The organism is Bryocella sp., from assembly GCF_058498515.1.
This window is the reverse complement of sequence record NZ_JBMHYI010000067.1, coordinates 1-22,845: the sequence shown is the minus strand read 5'-3', so window position 1 is coordinate 22,845 and position 22,845 is coordinate 1. Positions and strand designations below refer to the sequence as shown.

Annotated in this window: 15 protein-coding genes, 1 other RNA gene and 1 pseudogene; 9 read left to right on the top strand and 8 right to left on the bottom strand. The window is 63.4% G+C overall.

Translation table 11 applies throughout. The features are described 5' to 3' along the window. Positions 1–16: 16 nt before the first annotated feature. Positions 17–1,189 (bottom strand): pyridoxal phosphate-dependent aminotransferase, encoded by a 1,173-nt coding sequence (locus AC5E6W_RS20005; RefSeq protein ID WP_491754104.1) that lies wholly within the window; start codon positions 1,187–1,189, stop codon positions 17–19. A gap of 23 nt (positions 1,190–1,212) precedes the next feature. On the opposite strand from AC5E6W_RS20005, the gene AC5E6W_RS20000 reads away from it, so the two are divergent. After that, positions 1,213–1,836, top strand: coding sequence for an HAD family hydrolase (locus tag AC5E6W_RS20000; protein WP_491754103.1), 624 nt, complete (start codon positions 1,213–1,215; stop codon positions 1,834–1,836). Positions 1,837–1,983: 147 nt separating this feature from the next. Continuing rightward, positions 1,984–8,211 (top strand): beta strand repeat-containing protein, encoded by a 6,228-nt coding sequence (locus AC5E6W_RS19995; RefSeq protein ID WP_491754102.1) that lies wholly within the window; start codon positions 1,984–1,986, stop codon positions 8,209–8,211. A 12-nt stretch (positions 8,212–8,223) separates the two neighbouring features. Here AC5E6W_RS19995 and ribB read toward each other — a convergent pair whose 3' ends face one another. From ribB to AC5E6W_RS19975, 4 genes are all read right to left on the bottom strand, one after another. Next, the gene (ribB, locus tag AC5E6W_RS19990) at positions 8,224–9,474 is read right to left on the bottom strand and encodes a 3,4-dihydroxy-2-butanone-4-phosphate synthase (protein ID WP_491754101.1); all 1,251 of its coding nucleotides are present in this window, start codon (positions 9,472–9,474) and stop codon (positions 8,224–8,226) included. A 128-nt stretch (positions 9,475–9,602) separates the two neighbouring features. Next, entirely contained in the window at positions 9,603–10,511 is a 909-nt protein-coding gene (locus tag AC5E6W_RS19985) for an EamA family transporter (RefSeq protein ID WP_491754100.1), read from the bottom strand. Between the two features lie 116 nt (positions 10,512–10,627). Next, positions 10,628–10,855 carry a hypothetical protein gene (locus AC5E6W_RS19980; RefSeq protein WP_491754099.1) on the bottom strand — a complete coding sequence of 76 codons (228 nt, stop codon included), beginning with the start codon at positions 10,853–10,855 and terminating at the stop codon, positions 10,628–10,630. 152 nt (positions 10,856–11,007) lie between these two features. Then, entirely contained in the window at positions 11,008–12,573 is a 1,566-nt protein-coding gene (locus AC5E6W_RS19975) for a S10 family peptidase (protein ID WP_491754098.1), read from the bottom strand. A 173-nt stretch (positions 12,574–12,746) separates the two neighbouring features. On the opposite strand from AC5E6W_RS19975, the gene AC5E6W_RS19970 reads away from it, so the two are divergent. The 5 genes from AC5E6W_RS19970 (at position 12,747) to AC5E6W_RS19950 (ending at position 18,087) form a co-directional block, all read left to right on the top strand. After that, positions 12,747–14,879 (top strand): RecQ family ATP-dependent DNA helicase, encoded by a 2,133-nt coding sequence (locus tag AC5E6W_RS19970; protein ID WP_491754097.1) that lies wholly within the window; start codon positions 12,747–12,749, stop codon positions 14,877–14,879. A 63-nt stretch (positions 14,880–14,942) separates the two neighbouring features. After that, complete coding sequence (gene glmU / locus AC5E6W_RS19965; protein ID WP_491754096.1) at positions 14,943–16,454, top strand: bifunctional UDP-N-acetylglucosamine diphosphorylase/glucosamine-1-phosphate N-acetyltransferase GlmU; 1,512 nt, start codon at positions 14,943–14,945, stop codon at positions 16,452–16,454. A gap of 42 nt (positions 16,455–16,496) precedes the next feature. Beyond that, positions 16,497–16,832 carry a 4a-hydroxytetrahydrobiopterin dehydratase gene (locus AC5E6W_RS19960; RefSeq protein ID WP_491754095.1) on the top strand — a complete coding sequence of 112 codons (336 nt, stop codon included), beginning with the start codon at positions 16,497–16,499 and terminating at the stop codon, positions 16,830–16,832. 274 nt (positions 16,833–17,106) lie between these two features. Then, a complete protein-coding gene (locus AC5E6W_RS19955) occupies positions 17,107–17,541 on the top strand; it encodes a CYCXC family (seleno)protein (protein WP_491754094.1) in 435 nt (144 codons plus the stop codon). Between the two features lie 126 nt (positions 17,542–17,667). Then, entirely contained in the window at positions 17,668–18,087 is a 420-nt protein-coding gene (locus AC5E6W_RS19950) for an EamA family transporter (RefSeq protein ID WP_491754093.1), read from the top strand. An 18-nt stretch (positions 18,088–18,105) separates the two neighbouring features. On the opposite strand, the gene AC5E6W_RS19945 is transcribed toward AC5E6W_RS19950, so the two are convergent. Continuing rightward, the gene (locus AC5E6W_RS19945) at positions 18,106–18,582 is read right to left on the bottom strand and encodes a hypothetical protein (protein WP_491754092.1); all 477 of its coding nucleotides are present in this window, start codon (positions 18,580–18,582) and stop codon (positions 18,106–18,108) included. 282 nt (positions 18,583–18,864) lie between these two features. On the opposite strand from AC5E6W_RS19945, the gene ssrA reads away from it, so the two are divergent. Then, positions 18,865–19,218: a transfer-messenger RNA gene (gene ssrA, locus AC5E6W_RS19940) on the top strand. 243 nt (positions 19,219–19,461) lie between these two features. On the opposite strand, the pseudogene AC5E6W_RS19935 reads toward ssrA, so the two are convergent. Both AC5E6W_RS19935 and AC5E6W_RS19930 read right to left on the bottom strand, forming a co-directional pair. Further along, positions 19,462–20,232 (bottom strand): annotated as a pseudogene (locus AC5E6W_RS19935) (putative bifunctional diguanylate cyclase/phosphodiesterase); the annotation flags it as partial. 12 nt (positions 20,233–20,244) lie between these two features. Continuing rightward, positions 20,245–22,266 carry a sensor domain-containing protein gene (locus tag AC5E6W_RS19930; protein WP_491754091.1) on the bottom strand — a complete coding sequence of 674 codons (2,022 nt, stop codon included), beginning with the start codon at positions 22,264–22,266 and terminating at the stop codon, positions 20,245–20,247. Here AC5E6W_RS19930 and AC5E6W_RS19925 point away from each other — a divergent pair. Continuing rightward, positions 22,265–22,624, top strand: coding sequence for a type II secretion system F family protein (locus AC5E6W_RS19925; RefSeq protein WP_491754090.1), 360 nt, complete (start codon positions 22,265–22,267; stop codon positions 22,622–22,624). The genes AC5E6W_RS19930 and AC5E6W_RS19925 overlap by 2 nt on opposite strands. Positions 22,625–22,845 lie beyond the last annotated feature (221 nt).

Sequence of the window (22,845 nt, the reverse complement as noted above, 5' to 3'; positions counted from 1 at the left end):
TCTTCGGACAAATCGCTCAGCCGATGGGCAGGCGTTTGAGGCCTTCGTGCCAGACGTCCGGCGGGGTCAGCAGACTGAGGACACAGCGTCCTGCGCCGAGGCCGTAGAAGTCGCCGGGCTGGACGAGGACTCCGCAGTCGAGTGCGGCCAGAGCAAACTCCGCTCCAGCTACATCCCGTGGGACGCGGAGGATGGCGGTCCAGCCGCCTTCGAGCGGGAGCCGTTGCGCCTGGGTTCCCTTCAGCCTCAAGTCGAGGGATGTGAGGTTTTCCGCGACGCGGCTACGGATCTGCTGTTGCATGACGTGGCGTGCAGCGAGCCAAGGGCCTAGCGACCATTGCGTCGGCGCATTGACGGAGAGGAAGGTGTCGGCGATGATCTCGATCCGCTGCATGGCCTCGCGGACAAGCTCACGAGGGCCGGCCGCTGCAATCCACGAGAGCTTCATCTGCGGCAGAGCGCAGACCTTGCTCAAGCCGCTGAGGACGAAGGTGAGAGCTTCGCCGCCGGCCGTGAAGGTACGGGGCTCCGCACCGCCAATGAGGTAGTCGAGGAAGACTTCATCGACGATGAGTGCAAGCGAGTGCTTGGCGCAGAGAGAGTCGAGCGCGCTGCGCTCGGCGTCCGAAATTAGGCTGCCGGTGGGGTTGTTCGGATGGACGACGATGATGGCGCGGGTGCGGTCGCCGATGAGGTCTTCGAGAGCTTCGAGGTCGATGTGCCAGGCGTGGGCGCCGTCGGTGGTCGCTCCTGGGTCTAGCCAGAGGGGATACTCGCGCAGGCGCACAGCGTCGAGTTGGGCGATGTAGTCGAAGAGTGGGTAGCTGGGGCGTGCGATGAGTACCTCGTCGCCGGGATTGCAGAGCAGGCGAAAGAGGAAGCTGTAGGCCTCGCTGGTGCTGGTGGTGAGGCAGAGATTGGCGATGTCCAGCGTGACACCGTGGTCGCGATAGTAGGCGGCGACGGCCTCGCGGGCGTGCGGCATCCCGAGCGAGTCGGGTTCGTAGAGCATGGCGCTGGGGCTGGCTAGGGGGGCGAGCCATAGCGCGGGCTCATAGTCGAAGCCGCAGGTGGTCGGGTTGGAGGCGGTGAGGTCGAAGAGTTCGCGACCGTTGGCGCGAGCTTCGCGGGTCGCCAGCGTCATCGCGTTTTCTTCCAGCTCCCAGGAGGTTCGTTCGGAGAAGATCATCGGTTCCCTACAATGGTGTCACGATGCCGTCCCCCAAGCCCATTCGCGCGGTCCTCTTCGACTATGGCCAGGTGCTTAGTGCGCCTCCCGACCCGGCGGCGTGGGAGCGGCTGAAGGCGGTCTTTGGTGCGGAAGAAGCTCCGTTTCATGCGGCCTACTGGAGGCATCGGCACGATTACGACCGCGGCACGCTGAATGCCGACACGTATTGGCCAGCGGTGGCAAAGGATTTGGGACAGACGATCACGCCGGAGCAAGAACTGGTGCTGCGAGAGGCCGACACCGACCTGTGGACGCAGCTGAATGAGCCGATGGTGGCGTGGGCGCACACGCTGCCTGCGCTAGGGTTGAAGCGCGGCATCCTCTCGAACATTGGCGATGCGATGGAGGAGGGTGTGCTGGCGCGGTGTCCGTGGCTGCAAGCGTTCGACCACCATACGTTCTCCCATCGGCTGCGGATGGCCAAGCCCGAGGCAGCGATCTACGAACATGCGGCTGCGGGGCTGGGGTTCGAGCCGGAGGAGATTCTGTTCCTCGACGACCGTGCGGAGAATATTGCGGCGGCGCGCGCGGCTGGAATGCAGGCGATTCACTACACGGACCATGCGGCGTTTCTGCGGGAACTGGAAGCGCTGGGGCAGTTCTAGACTGGAAGAGCCGCCGCTTTGTAGTGCCAATTTGGGACGATTCCGAGCCTAACCGCACCTTCGTCTTAGCTTCGTACAGCGCGCCAGGCTCGATATGGATTCGTATGGAGCAAGGCCGCGGGCAGAGTGGAGGGCGGCCGCTCTGCGATGACCCTGCGAACCTGTCTGCACTCTATGTTGGGGCTGGCTTTCTGCGCTTTCCTCGCGACAGCGGGAGGCGACACAGTAGCGACTGCGCAAGCGGTGAACGCGACGCAGACGGTCACGGTGCAAGGACTGCGGACGAGTGCAGGCCACGGCGCGTTTCGCGCGGCGGCGTTCGGGCCGAATGGCAATCTTTACGTGCTGCTCGACCAGCATGATGGGATCCGGGTACAGGAGCTCGACCCAGGTGCGACGACGGTGCTCGCCCAGACGCAGCAGGGCGCGACGGGCGATGCGGCGCTGGCGATGTCGTTCGACCCGGCGGGCAATCTGTACGTCACCGGGACGACCTCCAGCTCGACACTGACGGGCACGAGTGGCGCGGTGTTTCCTACGCGCGCGGATAACTCGACCAACAGCTTCGTCGCGAAGTATGACGCGAACCTGAACCTGATTTTCCTGAGCTTCCTGGGCTCGCGCGCTACTGCTGCGGCCAGCGTTGCGGCCACGGCCGATGCGGTCTTCGTCACGGGCATCACCTTCAATCCGTCGTTCCCGGTGACAGCCGCGGGGCTGCAGCAGAGTCCGGCTTCGGGCTCGAGCGAGAACGGCTTTTTGGAGCGGTTCAGCGCGGACGGCGGGACGCTGGTGTATGCGACCTACCTCACGGGACAGAACGGCAACACGGTCCCTACCGCGATTGTGGCCGATGCCAGCGACGATGCGTATGTGGCGGGGGCGACGAGCTCGAGCGGCTATCCGACATTCGCGGCGCTGATCCCGCAGATGATTGGCGATACGGGGGCAACGTCGGGCTTCCTGACCAAGCTCAACCCGGCGGGTAGCCTGCTGGTGTTTTCGACTTTCATCCCGGGCGCCGGCATTACGGGCATGGCTCTGGATTCAGCGACCAACACGCTGCTGCTGGCGGGGAATGTGGCAATGGGTCAGTTCCCTGTTGCGACGGTTGCCTCGCCGCTGACCTCGGCGAGTTACCAGAGCATACTGCGGATTCCGGTCGACGGGCAGAGCGTGATGGGCTCAGCGGTGACGGTGCCTGGGAACGCCAGCTTCGTCACGCCGGGTCCGGCCGGCTCGGCGTGGGTCTCTGCGGCACTGACGACGCCGCTTTTTCCGGGAGCGACGCCGCCGGACTACGGCCTTGGCGACTCGGGGCTGCTGCACCTGACCTCAGTCTATGAATTCGACCAGACGCTACGCTTCGGCGGAGCGCCGACGGCCAATGCGAGCTACGTGACGCTGACCAGCGCGCCGGGAGCGCCTGCGGTGTCGGGGGCGAACGTCGCACTGCCGATGGTTGAGAGCCTTACGATGAGCGGGACGCTGGTCGCGACGCAGGGGTTTGAGGATCCGTTAGCGGGAACCCCGAACGCCGCGCTGCCGAGCACGATGCGCAATGCGGTGACCGGTGCAGGCTGCGGCACAGGGCAATGCACGGCGTCAGCAGGACTGCTTGCGGTGACAGAGACGGCAAGTTCGCAGGCGAGCTTGGCGCTGTCGGTGGACAGCCTGCCCAACCTGACGCTGAGGAACCTTGGGTCCGCGGCGGCGTCCGGGATCGCGATTACTGCGAGCGGGTATACGGTGTCCGCTACGAGCTGCGGCGCGACGCTTGCCCCTTCGGGCCAGTGCGCGATCACGCTAGGTGGCGGCGGTCCGGGGTCGGTGACTGTCTCGGCAGCCGGCAGTGGCTCGCAGACGTTCGCGCTATCCGCGACCACAGCGAGTAAAAGTCCGCTGGCGTTGAGCACGTACGAGCTCGACTTCGGCATTGTGGCCTCGAGTAGTTCCGCGGCCACGCAGACGTTGACGGTCACCAATTTGACGGCCACGCCGCAGAGCTTTCCGGTGAAGCGCGATGGCGGAGCGTCGAGCAATCCGTACACGCTAACTGCGAGTTCGAGCGACTGCGCGGCGGGATCACCTGCGGGTACATATATCGTGGCGGCTTCGGCGAGTTGCCACATCGTGTTCACGCTGGTGGCCTCCACCACTGGGGATGTCGGAGTGCGGCAGACATGGCTGGCCGGCACGCGCGATGTCGTGCTGACAGGCTGGTCGCAGGTGGGATCGCTGAATCTCTCCGCAGGGGAGATCGACTTCGGCGTGCAGTTTGCGGGAGCGGCGTCGATCCGCCTGCCGCGGTATCTCTATCTCTCCAACAACGGCAGCACGGCGATAGCTCACGCTATGGCGGGACTTCCGGCGAGTTCGCCGTTCACGGTCACGGACCTGTGCCCGACGGTGCTTGAAGCACGTACGGTCTGCCAGATCGCGATTGCCTACAGTTCCTCGACGGCGCCGAGCGATGACACCGCGACGCTGAACCTGGACCAGGGGCTTAGCGTGCAGATCACGGGTCAGACGCTGCCGCAGCAAGGCACAACTGGCACCTCGGCGAACCCGAGTCTAACGGTGAGTCCGGGGACGATCACCTTCGCTACGCCGGTGGTGACTACGGGATTTTCGACGAGCACGCAAACGGTGACGGTGAGTAACTCCGGCGTCGTGCCGCTGACGCTGGGGATTTCGATCAGTGGTGACTTCACCATGGCAACGAGTTGTGGAGCGACACTGGCGGGCGGTGGGAGCTGCCAGGCTCTGATCACTTTTGCGCCATCGCAGCCGGGCTCGCGCAGCGGCCTGCTGAGCATTTCGACGGGGAGCACGTTTGCACCGACCGACGTGGCACTTTCGGGGACGGGACTGCCGCTGCTGCCGGCCAACAACGGAACGCTGAACCTGGGGCAGACGTACGTGGGTGAACCGCTGATTGCGTGGTACCAGGTGCAGCAGCCGCTGACCACACTCACGGTCGCGAGCAGCAGCTCCCAGTTCGGCGTGGTGCTGGAGCCGAACACAGGGAGCGTGCCCGGGAATATTTCTCCGACAGCGTTTGCACAGACGGCAACGGGTGCTTGCAACGGATGCTACGTCGGGGTGCGTTTCCTGTCGTCGACTGCAGGCGCGCAGACGGGATCGCTGACGATGTCGACCGTTGCGGGTGGAAGCCCTTACGTCGTCGCATTGGCGGCTACGGCGATGCCGGTGCAGGGGATGCTGCTCTCTCCGATCGTGGAAGACTTCGGTCCGGTGGCGGTGAACAGCAGTTCAGCGCCAGTGGTGTTCACGCTGGCGAATCTGCTCGCTGCAGCGGCTACGGCGAACGTGCAGACGGTGATCGCGAGCGGCGACTTCCGTGTGGCGACGAATCAGGCAGGAGGTGCGGCGTGTTCTGGTGCGCTGGCCGAGACGGCTTCGTGCTTCGTCGCGGTGCAGTTTGCGCCGACGAGTATGGGGGATCGCACGGGGACGCTGACGATCACGACCGATCAGGGCACGGTGATCGCCAGTCTTACGGGTTTTGGCCTCGCCGACCCGGGATTAGCGCTGAATCCCGATGCGCTGGCGTTCACGAACGCGCCGAACAGCACGGCGACGCAGCAGGCGATTACGCTGACCAATACCGGCACGGTAAGCCTGGGCATCGGGACGCCGACGGCGAGCGATCCGAGCTTTAGTCCCAGTTCTAACTGCGCCACGCTGGCGACGGGTGCGACCTGCACGATCACGGTGACGTTCGTGCCGCAGCCGGCTCCGGTGAATGCCATGCTCTCGATCCCCGTGACCTCGACCGTAAACGGGCAGACGGTGACGACGAGCTATCCGGTGCCGCTGACGGGCGGCTACACCACGCAGCAGGCGGGACTGGAGCTGGTGCCGGGGCAGGTGAACTATGGAGCGGCCGCGACGGGAGCTCCAGGCTCGACGCGGACGTTTACGCTGAACAACCTGACGGCGAAGGCGCTGGTGGTGTCGTTCACTGTGCCGCGGGACTTCCCTCTTGATGCCACAGCGCCGTGCGCAACGCTTGCAGCCAACGCCAGCTGTTCCTTCGCTGCGGACTACCTTCCAATGACGGCGGGGCCACTGACGGGGACGATCTTCGCGAATGGTACGCCGACCGATGGTTCGGTTGAGGTGCAGGCGCTTTCCTACCTGCAGGGGTATGGCACAGGAGGCGCGACGCTGAGCCTGACTGGCAACCTGACTCCGGGCGCACCACTGAACTTCGGCCAGGTGACGAGCGGGCAGTCGACCTCGCAGACCCTGACGGTGACGAACACGGGGACAGGATCGCTGAATGTCCGGCGCGTTGTCAGCCAGCCTCCCTTCCTGGGCACGACGACCTGCGGCAATGCGCTGGCTGCGGGCGCGACCTGCACGGTGACACTGACCTATGCGCCGATCTATGAGGTGGCGACGGGGAGCTCTGCCGGGCCGCGCAACGATGCAGGGATGCTGACGATCGAGAGCGATGCGGTGTCGAGCCCCGATGTTCTCGCGCTCATCGGGACGGCCGGCCCTATCACGTCGCCGGGGCCTTCGAGCGGGGCGCAGGTGGCTGCCTATTCCCTCTCCGAGCAGGCGCTGACCTTCCCGCCGACGGGCATCGGCAATGCCTCCGCGACACAGACGGTGACGCTGACCAACACGGGCACGACGCTGCTTAGCGTCAACGGGATCATTGCGCCAGCTGACTTCACTACGACCTCAGGGTGCGCTACGGTGTTGCCGGGAGCGTCGTGCAATCTCTCCGTGACCTTCACGCCGACGACGGCCAGCACTGCGGCGATGCGGGCCAATGCGATCGAGATCAGCACCAACGCGACGGCGGCGCTGGACTTTATCAGCGTGGTCGGGACAGCGGGAACGTCGCAACTGCAGCTAAGCCCCACGACTGTGCAGTTCGGCACGGTCGATGTGGGATCGACGGGAACAGCGACGGTGACGGTGACCAACGTGGGCACGGCGCCGGTGATCTTCTACGGCGAGACTGCGACAACGGGCTTCACCGCCAGCGCGGGGACATGCCCGCCCGCGGGAGGATCGCTGGCGGTGGGCGCGAGTTGCACGGTGAGCGTCAGCTTCACGCCGACGGCGGCGGGGATGGCCACAGGGACGATGAGCCTTTCGAGCAGCGCAGGCAGCCAGCCGCTGACGGTGCAGCTCACCGCCACCGCTGCGGAGGCCTCGATCAATGTCACTCCAGGAGCACTGAACTTCGGAACGATCACCGTGGGCGCTTCGGGCTCGCTGTCACTAACGGTGACCGACACGGGCTCGGCACCGCTTCTGAACATTGCCTCTACAATCTCGGGGAGCAACGCCGCCAACTTCGCTGTCACGGCACCGTGCCCGGCGGCGCTGCAACCGGGGACGTCCTGCACGCTGAGCGTCAGCTTCACTCCCACATCAGCTGGCGCGGATTCCTCGACGCTGAACCTTTCGAGCAGCGCGGGCAGTCTGCCACTCACCGTACAACTCACCGGCAACGCCATCGAGGGCACGCTCGCTGCCGCTCCCGCTGCGCTGAGCTTCGGGTCGATCAATGTTGGCTCTTCCGGCACGGTGCTGTTGACGATGATCGACACAGGCTCGGCCCCGGTCACAAACATCGCGGCCTCAGTCTCTGGAGCGAACGCGAGCGACTTCGCCGTCACGACGCCCTGTGCAGGGACCCTCCAGCCGCAAGCATCCTGCACAGCGGTGGTGAGCTTCCTCCCCTCCGCAGCTGGAGCACGCACAGCGACACTCACCATTACCAGCTCTGACCCCCACGGCCCCACGATCATTCCTCTCAGCGGAAGCGGCACTGGAGTGGCTCTCGGGGGGTCGTTCGTGCTCACAGTCGGTAGCGGACAGACGTCCGCATCGGCGACGGTGGCGAGTGGATCGCCGGCAGTGTTCCCGCTGACGCTGACGCCGGTGAACGGATTCACCGGGACCGTGGCTCTGACCTGCACTGCGGTGAATCCAGGGCAGTATGCTACGTGCTCGATTACGCCTTCGGCCTTGACGATCACGGGTGGAACGCAGCCCTCGACGGCGACGATCAACACGATCACAAAGCTCGCGGGGATGCGGAGTCCAGGGTGGGTGGTTGGGCTCACCACGGTGCCGGTGGTCGGGCTGCTGTTGCTCGGAGGCGTGCGGCGGCGGCGCTCGCAGATGGCGGCGCTGCTCTTGCTGAGCGCACTCGGCCTCGGCCTGATGGGTTGCGGCGGGAAGGCGGCGCCGGTGACCGGAGGTGGCGGCACGGGCGTGCTGGACACTCCGGTAGGCGCCTACCAGTACGTCGTCACGGCGACATCGACGAGTGGGCCGACGATCACCTCGAGCGTGACGCTGAACCTGACGGTCCAGTAAGGCCGTGAGACCTCAGTAGACGTCGGGCTCTTCGACGGCCAGTTTGGTCGCATTCGCGGGCTGGGCGAGCGGTATCGGCTCCTGGCCGACGATCTCAATTCCGAAGCCGTGCAGCGCTGGTACGTGCGTGGGGTGGTTGGTGAGCAGACGGATCTTCTTGACGCCGAGGTCGGAGAGGATTTGTCCGCCGAGACCTACCTGGCGAAGCACGCGGAGCTCGCGCGAGTCGCGCTCGACCGGGGCGGATGCTGCCTGCGCGCCAGTCTGGTGAAGGATCAGGCGGTTGGGCATGGGGTTGCGGTCGATGCCGAAGCCACGCTGCGTGTGATGCAGGTAGAGCAGGATGCCGTGGCCGGACTTGGCGATGGCTTCCATGGAGGCCTCGACGGTGGCGCGGCAATCGCAGAGCGTGGAACCGAAGACGTTCCCGGCGAGGCAGTGGGTGTGCACGCGTACCAGGACCGGTTCGCCATTCTTCACAGCCTCGGCTATATCACCGTAGATGAGCGCGACGTGGGACTCCGCTCCTTCGGCGGCTTCGGCGGGCGCCATGCCGGGAGAGCTGTTGTAGGCGATCATGCGGAACTCGCCATGCTCAGTGGGGAGCAGACCTTCCCCAGCGCGGGTGACGTAGCGCTCGTGCTGCAGGCGGTACTTGATGAGCTCGGCGACGGTGACCATCTTGAGGTCATGTTCGCGGCAGAACTGGACTAGGTCGGGCACGCGCGCCATGGTGCCGTCGTCGTTCATGATCTCGCAGATGACGCCGGCAGGGATGAGCCCGGCGATGCGCGCGAGATCGACGGAGGCCTCGGTCTGGCCGGCGCGGACAAGAACGCCGCCGCGGCGGGCGCGCAACGGGAAGACGTGGCCGGGGCGGGCGAGGTCGGTCGGCGAGGTGCCGGGCGAGATGGCTACCTGGATGGTGTGGGCTCGGTCGGCGGCGCTGATGCCGGTGGTGACGCCCTCGCGGGCCTCGATGGTCTCGGTGAAGGCGGTGCCAAAGCGCGAGGTGTTGTCCTGGGTCATCGGGGAGAGACGCAGGAAGTCAGCTCGCTCCTCCGTGAGCGTGAGGCAGATGAGGCCGCGGCCAAACTTCGCCATGAAGTTGATCGCCTCGGGAGTGCAGAACTCGGCGGCGAGTGTGAGGTCGCCTTCGTTCTCGCGGTCTTCATCGTCGATGACGACGACCATGCGCCCGGCTTTCATCTCTGCTACGACCTCAGGGATGGAGGAAAAGGGGGACTTCGGCGAATCGGGCATGAGACTACCTTCCTTGCCGGCGGACAGAGCGAGCGGAATTGCTCAAGCGCGGTCTCGCGGGCTGTCTAACGCTCCTTAGGATAACCAACCGAGGCGGAAAGATTCTTGAAGAGTTCAGGCGCACTGGTTCAGCGAGTTGAGGCGGGAACGGGCTTAGCAGCTGCGTCGCGACCGAGAAGTGTGACGAGTACGCCGGCGATGATGACACCGCAGGCGACATATTGGTGGCGCGAGAGGGTCTCGCCCGCGAGGATTGCGCCGAGGATGAGGGCGAGGACCGGGTTGACGTAGGCGTAGCTGGCGACGCGCCCCGCGGGCTCCCGATGGAGGAGGTAGACATAGGCGCTGAAGGCCAGCAGCGAGGCGAAGAGGATGAGGTAGGCCATGCTGAGGAGAACCTTAGGCGTGAAGGCGGCGAGGGAGACGCGGCCCCACTCCTGCGTCACGCCGGATAGGGCCAGGAGGGCTAGGCCGCCGGCCGTCATCTGCCACCCAGCGCTTACCGGGCGGGAGGTGGGCATCGTGAGGCGAGTGCTGAGGACGGTACCAAAGGCCCAGAAGGTAGCAGCGAGGATGCCAAACAGGACGTAGCGGTTGAGGCCTTCGCGGTTGACGAAGAAGTTGGGCGGGAGGCTGAGGGCGATGACTCCTCCGAGACCGAGAAGCAGGCCGAGGCCGGTGGTCAAGGTCATGCGGACGCGGCGGATCCAGAGCCACTCGAAGAGGAAGATCTGCGCGGGGATGGTGGCGGCGGTGACGGCGGCGAGGCCGGAAGGGAGCTTCTGCTCGATCCAGAACAGGAGGGCGTAGTCGCCGACGAAGAGGATGAGGGCGACGACGATGAGGTTTCGCCATTCGATGCCGCGTGGCTGAGGCAGGCGGCGGGCGAGGCCGAAGAGGACGAGCAGCAGTCCCGCGAGGAAGAAACGCACGCCAGCGGCAAAGATCGGCGGAACCTCCGCGACGACGATGCGGATGGCGAGGAACGACGCTCCCCAGAAGAGATAGATCGCCGCATAGGCGAGGAGGCGCTGCATGAAGGGATTGTAGGGGCGAATCTGTGTGGCCCGGGCGATCACCGTAGAGCCAGAAAAGAAAAGACCCCGCCGGTTGGGCGGGGTCGGTAAGTTCCTGTGAGGCGTGTCGGTCGAGCCTAGAGCGTCGACTCGATCTCGAAGCCCCAGGCTTCAAGTAGCGCTTCAGGAATGTACTTGGAATTCTTGTTCCGGCGGGCCCACTCGCGGAGGCGAGTCGAGCGGACGTACTGGTCCGGGGTCAGCTTGTACTCCTTCACGATCTGCTCGAAGGAGGTAACAGTAGGAACGACGGGGCCGATCGGTTCGGGCTTGCCCCAGTTGGGATTGCCACGGCGCTTTGCCAAGTCTTTGGGTCCTTTCCACGCCCAGGGCCATCGCCCGGGCGAACACCTTAGTTTACCACGGTTTTCCTCGATTTCCGTGGGTTTGGGCGTCAGGGCTCCAAAACAGAAAAGCCGCCGGCCCTCGATGAGGGCCGGCGGCTTTCCGTTGCTTCTTAGTGGCGGAGGGCGGTGGGGTACCACTTCTCCAGGTCATCGTGGAACTGGTGCAGCGCGTCGACGTTGAGGTACACCATGTGACCGGCCGGGTAATAGCCGAAGCTTACGTTGGTCTTGATGTTGTCCGGCAGCATCATACCGGCCAGATCATGCTCGGTCCCGAAGAACGGGGTGGCGAGATCGAACCAGCCATTGCCCGAGAAGACCTTCAGAGCCGGGTTCTTGCGCATCGCGTCCGCGAGGTCGATGACGGTGTCCGGCATGGGCATACCCTGGCCGCCGCCACCGCCGCCGAAGCCACGCATACCCGAAGGGCTGTGATGCATATCCCACTGGGCGCGCGCGCTGAGCAGATAGGGCTCGGAGCTGGTCCAGTTGAGCTGCGTCTGAATGTAGGTGTGGAAGGCGTCGACGAAGGGACCGGAGATGCCGGTGTCCGAGGGGTCGAAGCTTGCGGTCTCCTCGATGCCGTCCGTGTCCGGACCGACGAAGCGGGCGTCGTAACGGCCCATCAGCTGTTCCTGGTCACGGAGCAGTTCGGCGCGGTAGGCCGAGGCCTCGATGCGAAGGTTGGACTTCTTCACATAGTCGACGCTGAGGCCGGTGAAGGCAGCGACCTTCTCGGCGACGGCGTCGAACTCGGCCTTGGGCAGCATGTCGCCCTGCTCAAGGGCGGTCAGGTATTCGCCACGGGCGAAGACGCGGGCCTTCTGGACGAACTCGGGCATCGTGCCAGTGTGCGGCACCTTATTGTGATACCAGGCGATGGCGGCATAGCTGGGCAGATAGGTAATCGCAGCAATGTCATAGCCGGGAGCCCGCATGTAGTAGTTGAGGATTGAACTGAGCAGAACGACGCCGTTGAACTGGACGCCATCGTTGTTCAATGCGGCGACGAGTGCGGCCGAGCGCGGGGTTCCGTAGCTTTCCCCGAAGAGGAACTTGGGCGAGTTCCAGCGCTTATTGACCGTGATGTAGCGCTCGATGAACTTGCGGAAGGCCGCGACGTCCTGATCGACACCGGCGACGTCAGTTGCCTTCCCCTTGCCTACGAGGCGCGAGAAGCCGGTCATGGGAGCGTCGATGAAGACGAGATCGGACTTGTCGATGAGGCTGTACTCGTTGGTGACCCAGGGATGCGGCGCCGGACGGGTGGCCTTGGGGCTGTCGGTCTCGACGCGCACCGGGCTGAAGGAGCCCATGTGCAGCCAGATGGTCGCGGAACCGGGGCCGCCGTTGTAGAAGAAGGTGACGGGGCGGTCTTTGGACTCGACTCCATCCTGGGTATAAGCAACGTAGAAGACGCTGCAGATGGGCTTGTCGTCGTTGCCGTTGACGAGCAGGTTGCCAGCGGTGGCAGTGTAGTGGATGGATTTCCCGCCCGCACTCCACTCATGCTGCGTCTTGATGGCCTCTTCAGGCGGGATAGGCAGGCTGGGGGTATCGCCCTGGGCCGGAGCGTCCGCAGCGGCAGCAGCGCGGTTGGGGCGCTGGGCAGACAAGGGCAGGCAGATAAGGCCCAGAAAAGCAGGCACAAGTGCGGCGGATAGCAGGCGACGCATGACGTACGGCCTCCAAATGGAGTTGAGTTGAGTGATGAGGAGTTGACGGATGATCGTGCGCAGGAGTCTCAAGTTGCGGCGTGAGGGCTCATCTCGCGTTGTTCATCTTCCCTGCCCTGTGGAGATGCGGTACCTAGGAACGGCAAAGAATATGCGAAGATTAGGCCAGACCGATGCCTCCCGATACGACCCTGACCGAACTAAGCGAATTGCTGCACCGTGTCTTCGGGCATCGCGAGTTCCGGCCGCATCAGCAGAAGGTATGCGAGGCTGCAGCGAGCGGCCGGGACGTGCTTCTGGTGATGCCGACAGGCGCGGGCAAGAGCTTGTGTTATCAGCTTCCAGCGCTCGCTCTCGGGGCGCATGGGGATGTTGAGCAGGATGCCTTTGAGGCTCCTGGAGAACATCGTCAGCTCGAGTCCGGGCGTCTGCGTCCTCGGACGGGACTGGTGATCTCTCCGCTGATTGCATTGATGGACGACCAAGCGACAAAGCTGGAGCAGCTGGGGCTGCGGGTGGGGAGGGTGCATTCGGGGCTGGACCGCGAACACGCCCGGGCGGCTTGCCGCGCCTATCTCGATGGCGAGCTGGATTTCCTGTTCATTGCGCCGGAAAGGCTGCGGGTTCCCGGGTTTCCCGAAATGCTGGCGCGTCGCAAACCGGCGTTGATTGCGATCGACGAAGCGCATTGCATCTCGCAGTGGGGACATGATTTTCGGCCGGACTATCGGACACTGGGCCAGCATCTCCAGGCCCTGCGGCCGGCGCCGATCATTGCTCTGACCGCGACCGCTACGCCTGAGGTGCAGAAGGATATCGTGCGGCAACTGGCGCTTGAGGATCCCGCGATCTTCATCACCGGCTTCCGGCGAACCAACCTTGCGGTTGAGGTCATTGAGCTGTCGAAGCCACAGCGCGCGGAGTATGCGACCAACCTCCTGCGCGACAAGGGTGCGAGGCCGGCGATCATCTACGCCGCCAGCCGCAAGCAAGCCGAAGAGCTGGCCAGCAAACTGGGGTCGCACTTCCCTTCCGCCGCGTATCACGCGGGGCTCGACCCGGCGACGCGGGAGCGGGTGGCGCGGGCGTTCTCGTGCGGTGAGCTCGACGTCGTGGTCGCGACCGTGGCATTCGGCATGGGCGTGGATAAGGCGGATGTGCGCACGGTGATCCACGTTGCGCTGCCTTCGACCGTTGAGGCTTTCTACCAGGAGATTGGGCGCGCGGGGCGTGATGGCAACCTGTCGCGTACGGTGCTGCTGCACAGTTTCGCGGACCGCAAGACGCAGGAGTTCTTCCTCGAAAAGAGCTACCCGGAGGTTCGGGAGCTGGAGCGCGTGGCCGCGATGTTGACCGATGAGCCGGTGGCGATGGAGTCACTGTGCAAGCCCTTGCGGATGGACCTCGAGACGGTGCAGCGGACGATCGAAAAATTGACTGGAAACGGCGTCGCCTATGTGGAGATGAACGGCGAGGTGCGGCGCGCTGCGGAGCCTCCGCGGGCGATGCGCTGGACCGCCGACTACGAGATGCAGGTGGCGCACCGGCGCTCTCAGATCGACCGCATGATCGCCTTCGCCGAGAGCAGCGACTGCCGCATGGCCGCTCTGGTGCGGCATTTTGGCGATACGAGCGATAAGGTCGTCAGCTGCGGGCTATGCGATATCTGCAAGCCGAACGAAAGTTCGATGCGTGTACCGACGCGCGAGGAGCTGGGCTGGATGCGGCAGGCGCTGGCATCGCTTTCGTCGCGCTCGACCTCGACCGGCAAGCTGTTTACGGAGGTTGCGCCGAGGAGCGACCGCAAGGACTTCGATCGCATGCTGGATGCGCTGGCTCGCGCGGGGATGCTCACCATAGCCGCCGACAGCTTCACGGCAGAGGACGGCAAAGAGATCAACTACCGCAAGGCGACGATCACGTATGAAGGACGGACTTCGGATGCGGCGGACCTCGATCTCGTGCGGCTGCGAGATGAAACGTCCGGGCTGACGAGTTCTCCGACCCGCAAGCTCTCGCGCACCTCCGCTCAAAAGAGCGGCGACAGGGTCACCGCTCCGGCCGCGGCTGAGGTGGAGATGAATCCGGAGCAGAAGGCGCTCGAGGACAAGCTGCGCCTGTGGCGTCGCGATGAGGCGAAGGCTGCGGGGCGGCCTTCGTTCTTCGTGCTGGCGGATTCAGTGCTGCGATCGATTGCGTTCTCTGGGCCGAAGTCGATTCCAGAGCTGGAACGGATCAAGGGAATTGGGCCGGAGAAGCTGGATCGCTATGGGGCGGCGATCGTGGGGCTCTGCCGCGAAGCATAGTTGACCGTTCAATCTCATCCTCGTGACGTGCGGGAATCGCGGGAATGAGATGATAGTCGCGATATGGACACCAACGTTTTCGGCGTAGCGATTCTCGCGGCAGGCAAAGGCACACGGCTCAAATCAAAGCGTCCCAAGGTCCTCCATGAGATCTGCGGGCAGTCGCTGCTAAGTCATGTGATCATGGCGGCGAAGTCGGTGGCGCCGGCGGAGCAAATCTATTGCATCATCGGCCACGAGGCGGACAAGGTTCGCGCGGCGGTTGAGAGCTCCGGCGTGCGCTTCATTCTGCAGACCGAGCAGCGCGGCACCGGTCACGCGATGCAGATCGTCAAGGAGGAGTTCGGGCGGCTGGCAGCAGCCGGCGAGACGCTTCCTGAACACCTGATGGTGTTGTCGGGAGATGTTCCACTAATCCGGCCAACGACGCTGGAAGCTCTGGCGAGCTTCCACCTGAGCGAAGACGCGGCGATGACCATCCTCACGGCCGAGCCGCAGGAGCCGTTCGGGTACGGGCGCGTGATCCGCAAAGGCGGCCAAGGCTCCGAATATGACCGTGAAGGCCGGGAGGCTCCGGCAGCGACTGATCTCGTCGAGGCCATTGTGGAGCAGAAGGACTTGCAGCCGGAGCAGCGTGGCGTGCGCGAGATCAACTCCGGGATCTACTGCTTCCGGACGTCGGCGCTGTTCAATTACCTCGATCGACTGAGCACCAACAACGCGAACGGCGAATATTACCTGACCGACGTTGCGGGCCTGATGGTTGCCGAGGGCCTGCGGGTGGTAGCGTTGAAGGCGGAGAGCGTGGATGAGGTACTCGGCGCGAACACCATCGCCGAGATGATGCACCTGGATGCGGCGATGCGGCGGCAGGTTGCGGGGCGGCTAATGGCTCAGGGCGTTACGATCTTCCGCCCCGATACCTGCGTGATCGACGCCGAGGTGGAGATTGGCGCCGATACGGTGATTGAGCCGTTCGTGCAGATCCTCGGCAGCACAAAGATCGGGCCGGATTGCCGCGTTCGCTCCTACTCGGTCCTCAGGGACTCCGTCATCGGTGCGGGAACGCTCATCCGCAACGGCGTCATCATGGAGGAGGCCGTGATCGGCGAGGCGGCGCTGATCGGGCCCTACACTCACATTCGCCCCGGCAGCGAGATCGGCGACTCGGCGCATCTTGGCAACTTCGTCGAGACCAAGAAGGTGCGCATGGGCAAAGGCTCCAAGGCGAATCACCTGAGCTACCTGGGTGATGCCATCATCGGCGCGGGCGTCAACGTGGGCGCGGGAGCGATCACCTGCAACTACGATGGCGTGCACAAGCACATGACGACGATCGGCGACGCAGTGTTTGTGGGTTCGGATTCGACGCTGGTAGCGCCGATTACTGTTGGCGACGGAGCGTACATCGCGGCGGGTTCATGCATCACAGACGATGTGCCCGCCGGCGCGCTGGCCCTGGGCCGCAGCCGCCAGGTGACCAAGGACGGCTGGGCGGCAGCGAAAAAGGCCGAGAGCGACGCTGGCAAGGTGACATCGGATCCGGCTGTGGATGCGGTTAAGGGTAAGGTCTAGCGGTTCTCGCCCGTCGCTCGCGACTTCGGCAGGAGGATGGAAATGGGAGAAGCAAAGAAGCTGAACTCTCCGGAACTCGACGCCGCTGTCGCGAAGCTGCCGGAGTGGACGTTCGATGGCGGCGAGATTGTGCGAACCTGGACCTTCAAGGACTTCGTAGCAGCAATGCTGTTCGTGAATCAGGTGGCAGCGATGGCGGAGTCGGCAGGGCACCATCCCGATATCGACATACGATACAACCGCGTCCGTCTGGCACTCGTAACGCATGATGCCGGAGGCGTAACCTCTGCAGATGTGGAGATGGCGGGACGGCTGGACCTCCTGGAAGTGACCAGGGCAGCATCTTTCTCGGAAGAAGGAATGGGTTTGAGCCATTAGGATCAGCAACTTACGGACACAGTAAAAGAAAAATGGATTTATACAGGAACACGTATTGCAAAAACTCCTGGATATGGTAATGTGTAAACAGATCAGGAGGGGCTGAGCAATCGCCCACCGGTCGAAGGGTTCTCGAGCAACGGATAGCTCGACACAAGTTGCGTCACTGGCCTCCCGCCATGGATAGGAAACTATCCATGGCGTCTTTTTTTTGCTCCGGCCAGCTCCTCTGATCGCAAACAACCATAAGCCGCAATCCGCTATGATCCTTTCCATGAAGCGTTTGCTTGGATGTCTGGCCGCTGGCCTGCTGACCATCGGCGCGTATGCGCAGCTCTCGAACCCGTCAGACATTCCGGCATTTCATCCAGATGTACCGCACGCCGCCATGCCTACGCTGATGAAGGGCGCGCAGCTGACCGGGCCGTATTTCGAGCATGGCTACCAGGTGACGAGCTACAAGATGGCCGCCTCGGTGGAGCGAGTGTTGTGGCAGCAGCCCTGCTACTGCCGCTGCGACCGCGGGATGGGCCACCAGAGCCTGCACAGCTGTTTCGAGGGCACGCACGGCGCCGCCTGCTCGACCTGCATGAAGGAAGCGGCGTACACCTACGTCGAAACGAAGAAGGGTCGCTCCCCAGCCCAGATCCGGGCTGGGATTGAACGCGGCGAATGGGAACTGGTCGACCTGGACACGATCAAGATGTAGGGACAGCGCCTTGCGTGCACGCCGCTAGGAAGCACTTCGTGCTGGCGAATTCGCGGTAGCGGGTTCGCCTTGGGATAAGGGCAGCGGAAATTTCCAACACCTAACAACTGAAAACTGAGAACTTCCATGTCCTGGGTTGTGTGGGCGATTCTGTCGGCGGTATTTGCAGCGGCTACGGCACTGCTGGCCAAGGTGGGCGTCGAGAAGATCGACTCCAACCTGGCGACAGCAATTCGCACGAGCGTGGTGGTGTTGTTTGCGTGGGCCATCGCCCTGGCGCTCAACTCGCACCATGGGTTGGGGCAGATCAGCCGGCGGAGCTGGATCTTCCTGGCGCTGAGCGGCCTGGGAACCGGGTTGAGCTGGCTGTGCTATTTCCGCGCGCTCTCGCTGGGGCCAGTCTCGGGTGTTGCGCCGATCGACAAGCTCAGCGTGGCGATCGTGATCGTGTGCGGCTGGCTCTTCTTCGGCGAGGCGCTGACGCCAGCGAAGCTCCTTGGCGGGGCACTCGTCACCGCCGGTGCGCTGGTCATAGCGTTCGCATAGGCACCGGACGCTTCCCTCTCACGCCAACGGACGATACTTCTTGTCTGCGAGATACGTCAGCACGACAAAGACAACCAGGAGCGCGCCCTGGGCGAGCTTGACGGGGAGCTCGTTGCCGGTGGGCGCCAGGGCGTGTAGCGGGCCGATTTTCATAAAGGACTGCACGATCAACACAAGGCAGTTGAAGAACAGCGCGATCATCGCTGTGATCACGAATGGCCTCCGCCACGCGCCCGAGGCGTGTTTGCCGTAGTAGGCGATCATCGCGATGAGGAGGACAACTAACGAAATCGCTCCAACGACAATGCCCGGAGTGACGCCATGAAAGGGGAACATGAATCCCGTAACGCTTGTGAGCACCGTGGTGATGAGGAACAGAGATGCGATGGCAGGCATGAGCTTTCCGGCCAACATGCCGAAGGCAACGACGAGGCCCGCGCCGATGGCAACAATGCTGATGAAGACGTGGATCTGGGTGAAGAGGGAAAGACTCATGCCGAGGATCATGTTCGACTCCTTACGTCGTGACTTGTGCGTCCTGACTTGTGCGTCCTGAGTTAGGGCGTGGCACCTGACGTACACCTGGCGACGGTGATGATTGGGGCTACAAGTTTAGTGTAGGGGGCGAAGGCTGGACTGAAACGGCTCGAAAGAGCTGTTCTGCCGGCCTGCGCTATGTGTTCGGAGTGCTGCCAGGCCGTGAATCACAGCAGCGTATACTGGAAGGAGTTCTTTGACAGTGCCTATCGCACTGTTGAGGCCGGTCTCACCAAGAGTGGGGGCGTCACGGCTTCGACGGGATTGCTTGTGGCAAAGAGGCATGCCGGGGTGGGTACACCCGTAATCGCGCCCAAAACCATAAGTGCCGAACCTCAATTCGCACTCGCAGCTTAATTAATTAGGTTGCCGGAGTCCCCAGCTTCGCCTACGGGCCGGGAGCCTCCGTCGCACAGTAGGCTGGCCCAAGGAGTTCCGTCTGGACGCCAAGGGTGAGATCAATCAGGCTGGTGGTGCGCGCATCTTCGTCCGTTCCTAGCGCGCGCTACGAGACAAATCGGAACCGGAAAAAGCATGAAGGCTCTTTGTCGTTGGTAGTTTCGGACGCGGGTTCGACTCCCGCCGCCTCCACCATTTGTAAAGTATTTACAATGAACAGCTTCAAGAATTTGTACTAACTTGTTCCAGCGCTAGATTGTTGGCAGCATGTTGACCGTCTACACCCGGCACGCCCCGAACTGCCCCCAAAAAGGACGATAGGTCTGGGCGTCGCTGCCGGTGTGGCAAGTAAGCCAAGGCCCCCCAGACTCCTTCGCGAGACTTCCTTGCCGCTCGCTATGCCCTTGCTTCGGAAAGCAGGCCGGCTAGCAAAGGTCGCTAGGGCGCCGGACTCGCCGCACCCTGCACCAGCGTCAACGCAGCCGCGCCCGGCCCCAGCGTGCCTCCCGCAGCCAGTACTCTCGTAATCGCTGCGGCTGATATCGGCCGCGAATAGTAATACCCCTGGATCTCCTTACATCCCCACTCCGTCAACAGTGCCAGCTGCTCCTGCGTCTCCACGCCCTCGGCAATCAGGGACATCCCCAGCTCGCGTGAGAGCCCGATCGTCGCCCGCACAATGCTCGCATCCCCCGGTTCCGAGCCCAGATGACTCACAAAGTTCTGAGCAATCTTGATGCGGTCCACCGGAAACCGCCGCAGGTAGGCGAGTGATGAGAATCCCGTCCCAAAGTCATCAATCGCAATCGTGATCCCCAGCTTGCGCAAGCGGATCATAATGTCGCTGTGCTCCGTTGTCGCCTTCATCAACACGGTCTCCGTCAACTCCAGCTCCAGCCAGCGCGGGGACAACCCCGTCACATGAAGAACGTTCAAGATGTTCGCTTCCAGCGACACGGACGACTTGAATTGAACAGCCGACACATTCACCGCCACCCGAAACGGATCGAACCCGGCGTCGATCCACAACCGCATCTGCCTGCAGGCCGTCATCAAAACCTACTGCCCCAACCGCACGATCAGACCGCTCTTCTCCGCGATCGGGATAAAGACGTCCGGCCCCAGGATGCCCCGCACCGGATGATGCCAACGCACCAGCGCCTCCACACCTACCAGGCGTGACGTCGCAATTGCTACCTGCAGCTGGTACTCGAGGAAGAACTACTCTTTATCCAGCGCCTCGTGCAGCTCCGTGCCCAGAGAGACTTGTGTTCGCACCTCGCGATCCATCGACTCGGTGAAGAACCGATAGCTGCTTCGTCCCGCGGACTTGGCACGGTACAGTGCCACATCCGCGTGCGAGAGCAGGAGCTCCGCATCCTCGACCTCTGGCCCATAGATATCGACGCCGATACTCGCGCTGCTGTAAATCTGGTTGCCCTGGATCACATACGGAGCTCCCAGCGCCGCAATCAGCTTCTCCGCGACAGCCGCCGCGTCGGCCGGCTCTTCCACATCCGCAACCACCACTGCAAACTCGTCTCCTCCAAAACGCGCCACCGTATCCAGCTCGCGCGTGTTCGTGCGCAGGCGTACCGCAACCGCCTGCAGCAGTCCATCCCCGATGGGATGCCCCATTGTGTCGTTCACATCCTTGAAGTGATCCAGATCGAGATAGATCACTGCGAACCCGGGCCCCCCGCGCTTGGCCCGCGCCGTCGCGACATCGACAGCCTCCACAAACACGCTCCGATTCGCCAGCCCCGTCAACACGTCGAAGCGCGCCATCCGCAGCGTGTGCGCCGCGCCTTCCACGCGCTCGGTCACATCCCGGAAAAACCAGATCCGTCCCAGGTATACCCCCGAGTCGGTAGTCAGTGGCACCGTGTGACGCTCAATCGATCGCCCATCCATCATTTCGAAGGCGTCATCGCTCACCGACGGCGGATGTTGATACAGCCGCTCCACCAGCTCCGAAAACTGCTGCGGGTTCTTCACCGTCGCTTCCCCGGAGCTCAGCACCCGGGTATCCTCACCCGCCACCAGCGTCGCATGAGGAATTTTCCAGATCTCCTCGAAGCGCTTGTTGGAAGAGATCACCTTCCGCTTCGTATCCACCACCAGGATGCCATCCGGCGAGGCCTCCATCTCCGTGGTCAACAGAATGTTTGCGAACTGCAGCTTCTTCTCGGCCGCCTTGCGTTCCGTGATGTCACGCAAGATGCCGATCGCCTGCCACTCCGATCCGATCAGGGCACCGGCCAGCGACAACTCGATGGCAACCTCCGTACCAGCCTTGCGTAGAGCCACCAGCTCCCGCGTCTTCCCCACCACGTCCCCGCGCCCGGTCAGATGAAACGCCTTCACCCCTTCGTCCGCCGCCGGCCGCGATCCTGCCGGGGCCAGCAGCGCGTGCGCCTCCTGCCCGATCGCCTCACTCGCGGTGTACCCCAGAATCCGCTCTGCCGCGATGTTCCACGAGCTGATGCGTCCCTTTCCATCCGTGATGATGATGGCGTCCGCGGCCGTCGCACCCAACACACGGAAACGCTCTTCACTCCGCTCTAGCGCAACGCCGGCCTCGTGATGCACCATGATCGCGCCCGCGATATCGCCAAACGCCTTCAGAGTCTCAATCTCCGTTATCGTCCAGTTCCGCACCATGGTGATCGAGTCCACCGCCAGGGTGCCCCACAGCTTGTCCCCAATAAAAATCGGCACCAGCAACGTCGACTGGCTATGCAGCCACTCCAGCATCTCGCGAACAGCGCCCTCCGCCGTCTGCAGTTGCCCGATCACCGGCTTGCCCTCTCGCAGTGGTGAACGCCACGCCGCCAGCGCCACGCTGTCCGCGGAGTGCAATCGAGGCGAATCCCTATCGACCGGCTCCGGCAATCCCGCCTCCTGCCAGCTGTAACGCAACGTCAGAAGACCGTCATCCTCTTCTTCCATCACCACGCCACGCGTCACGCGCATGCTCTCGCACACGATCCGCAACGCATCGGGCATTCCCTTCTCCGGCGACACCGCCTTCACCAGGATGCTGGCGCCCACTGTCACCGCATGCAGCAAACGATCGCGATAGATCAGCTCCTCGTTCGCTCGCTTACGCTCCGTCACATCGCGAAAAAACCATACCCGTCCCAGGTACTCCTGCGTCGGCGTCAGCAGCGTCTTGGAGTGGCGATCGATGAAGCGCTGGAGCTTGATGTTCGGTCTCGTCGGATACCTTCTGCCCGGCATGTGGCTAGGGCAACGCACAGCGAAACGGCGCGACAAAATCAGGAACGGCCTCCCCGATGCCCTCGACCTCATGGTCATCTGCGTCGAAGCGGGCCTTGGCCTCGATCAGGCCATGCTCCGCGTGGGACAGGAACTCGTCATCAGCCATCCCGAGATCAATCAGGAGTTCACCCAGATCAACCTGGAGCAGCAAGCCGGAAAAGCACGCCTCGCCGCCTGGAAGAGCGCGGCATTGCGCACTCAGGTGAGCGAGTTCGGCCTCTTCGTCACCATGCTCTCCCAGGCTGACAAATTTGGCACGCCCATCATCCGCGCACTCAGCAGGTTCGCCGACGAATTACGCATGAAGCGTAAATAACGAGCCGAGGAGTTATCCGCAAAGACCAAGATAAAAATCCTCTTTCCCCTGGTAATTTTCATCTTCCCATGTATCTTCGTCGTGCTTCTGGCCCCGGCAATTCTAAACGACTACCGGCTGAAAGCCGGTAGGTTGGGGTTGCGACTGGAAGTCGCCTGAGTGCGGCTGAAGCCGCCTGCAAGGCTTCCGGCTGAGAGCCGGCTTAAGGCTCGGTGGGCGCG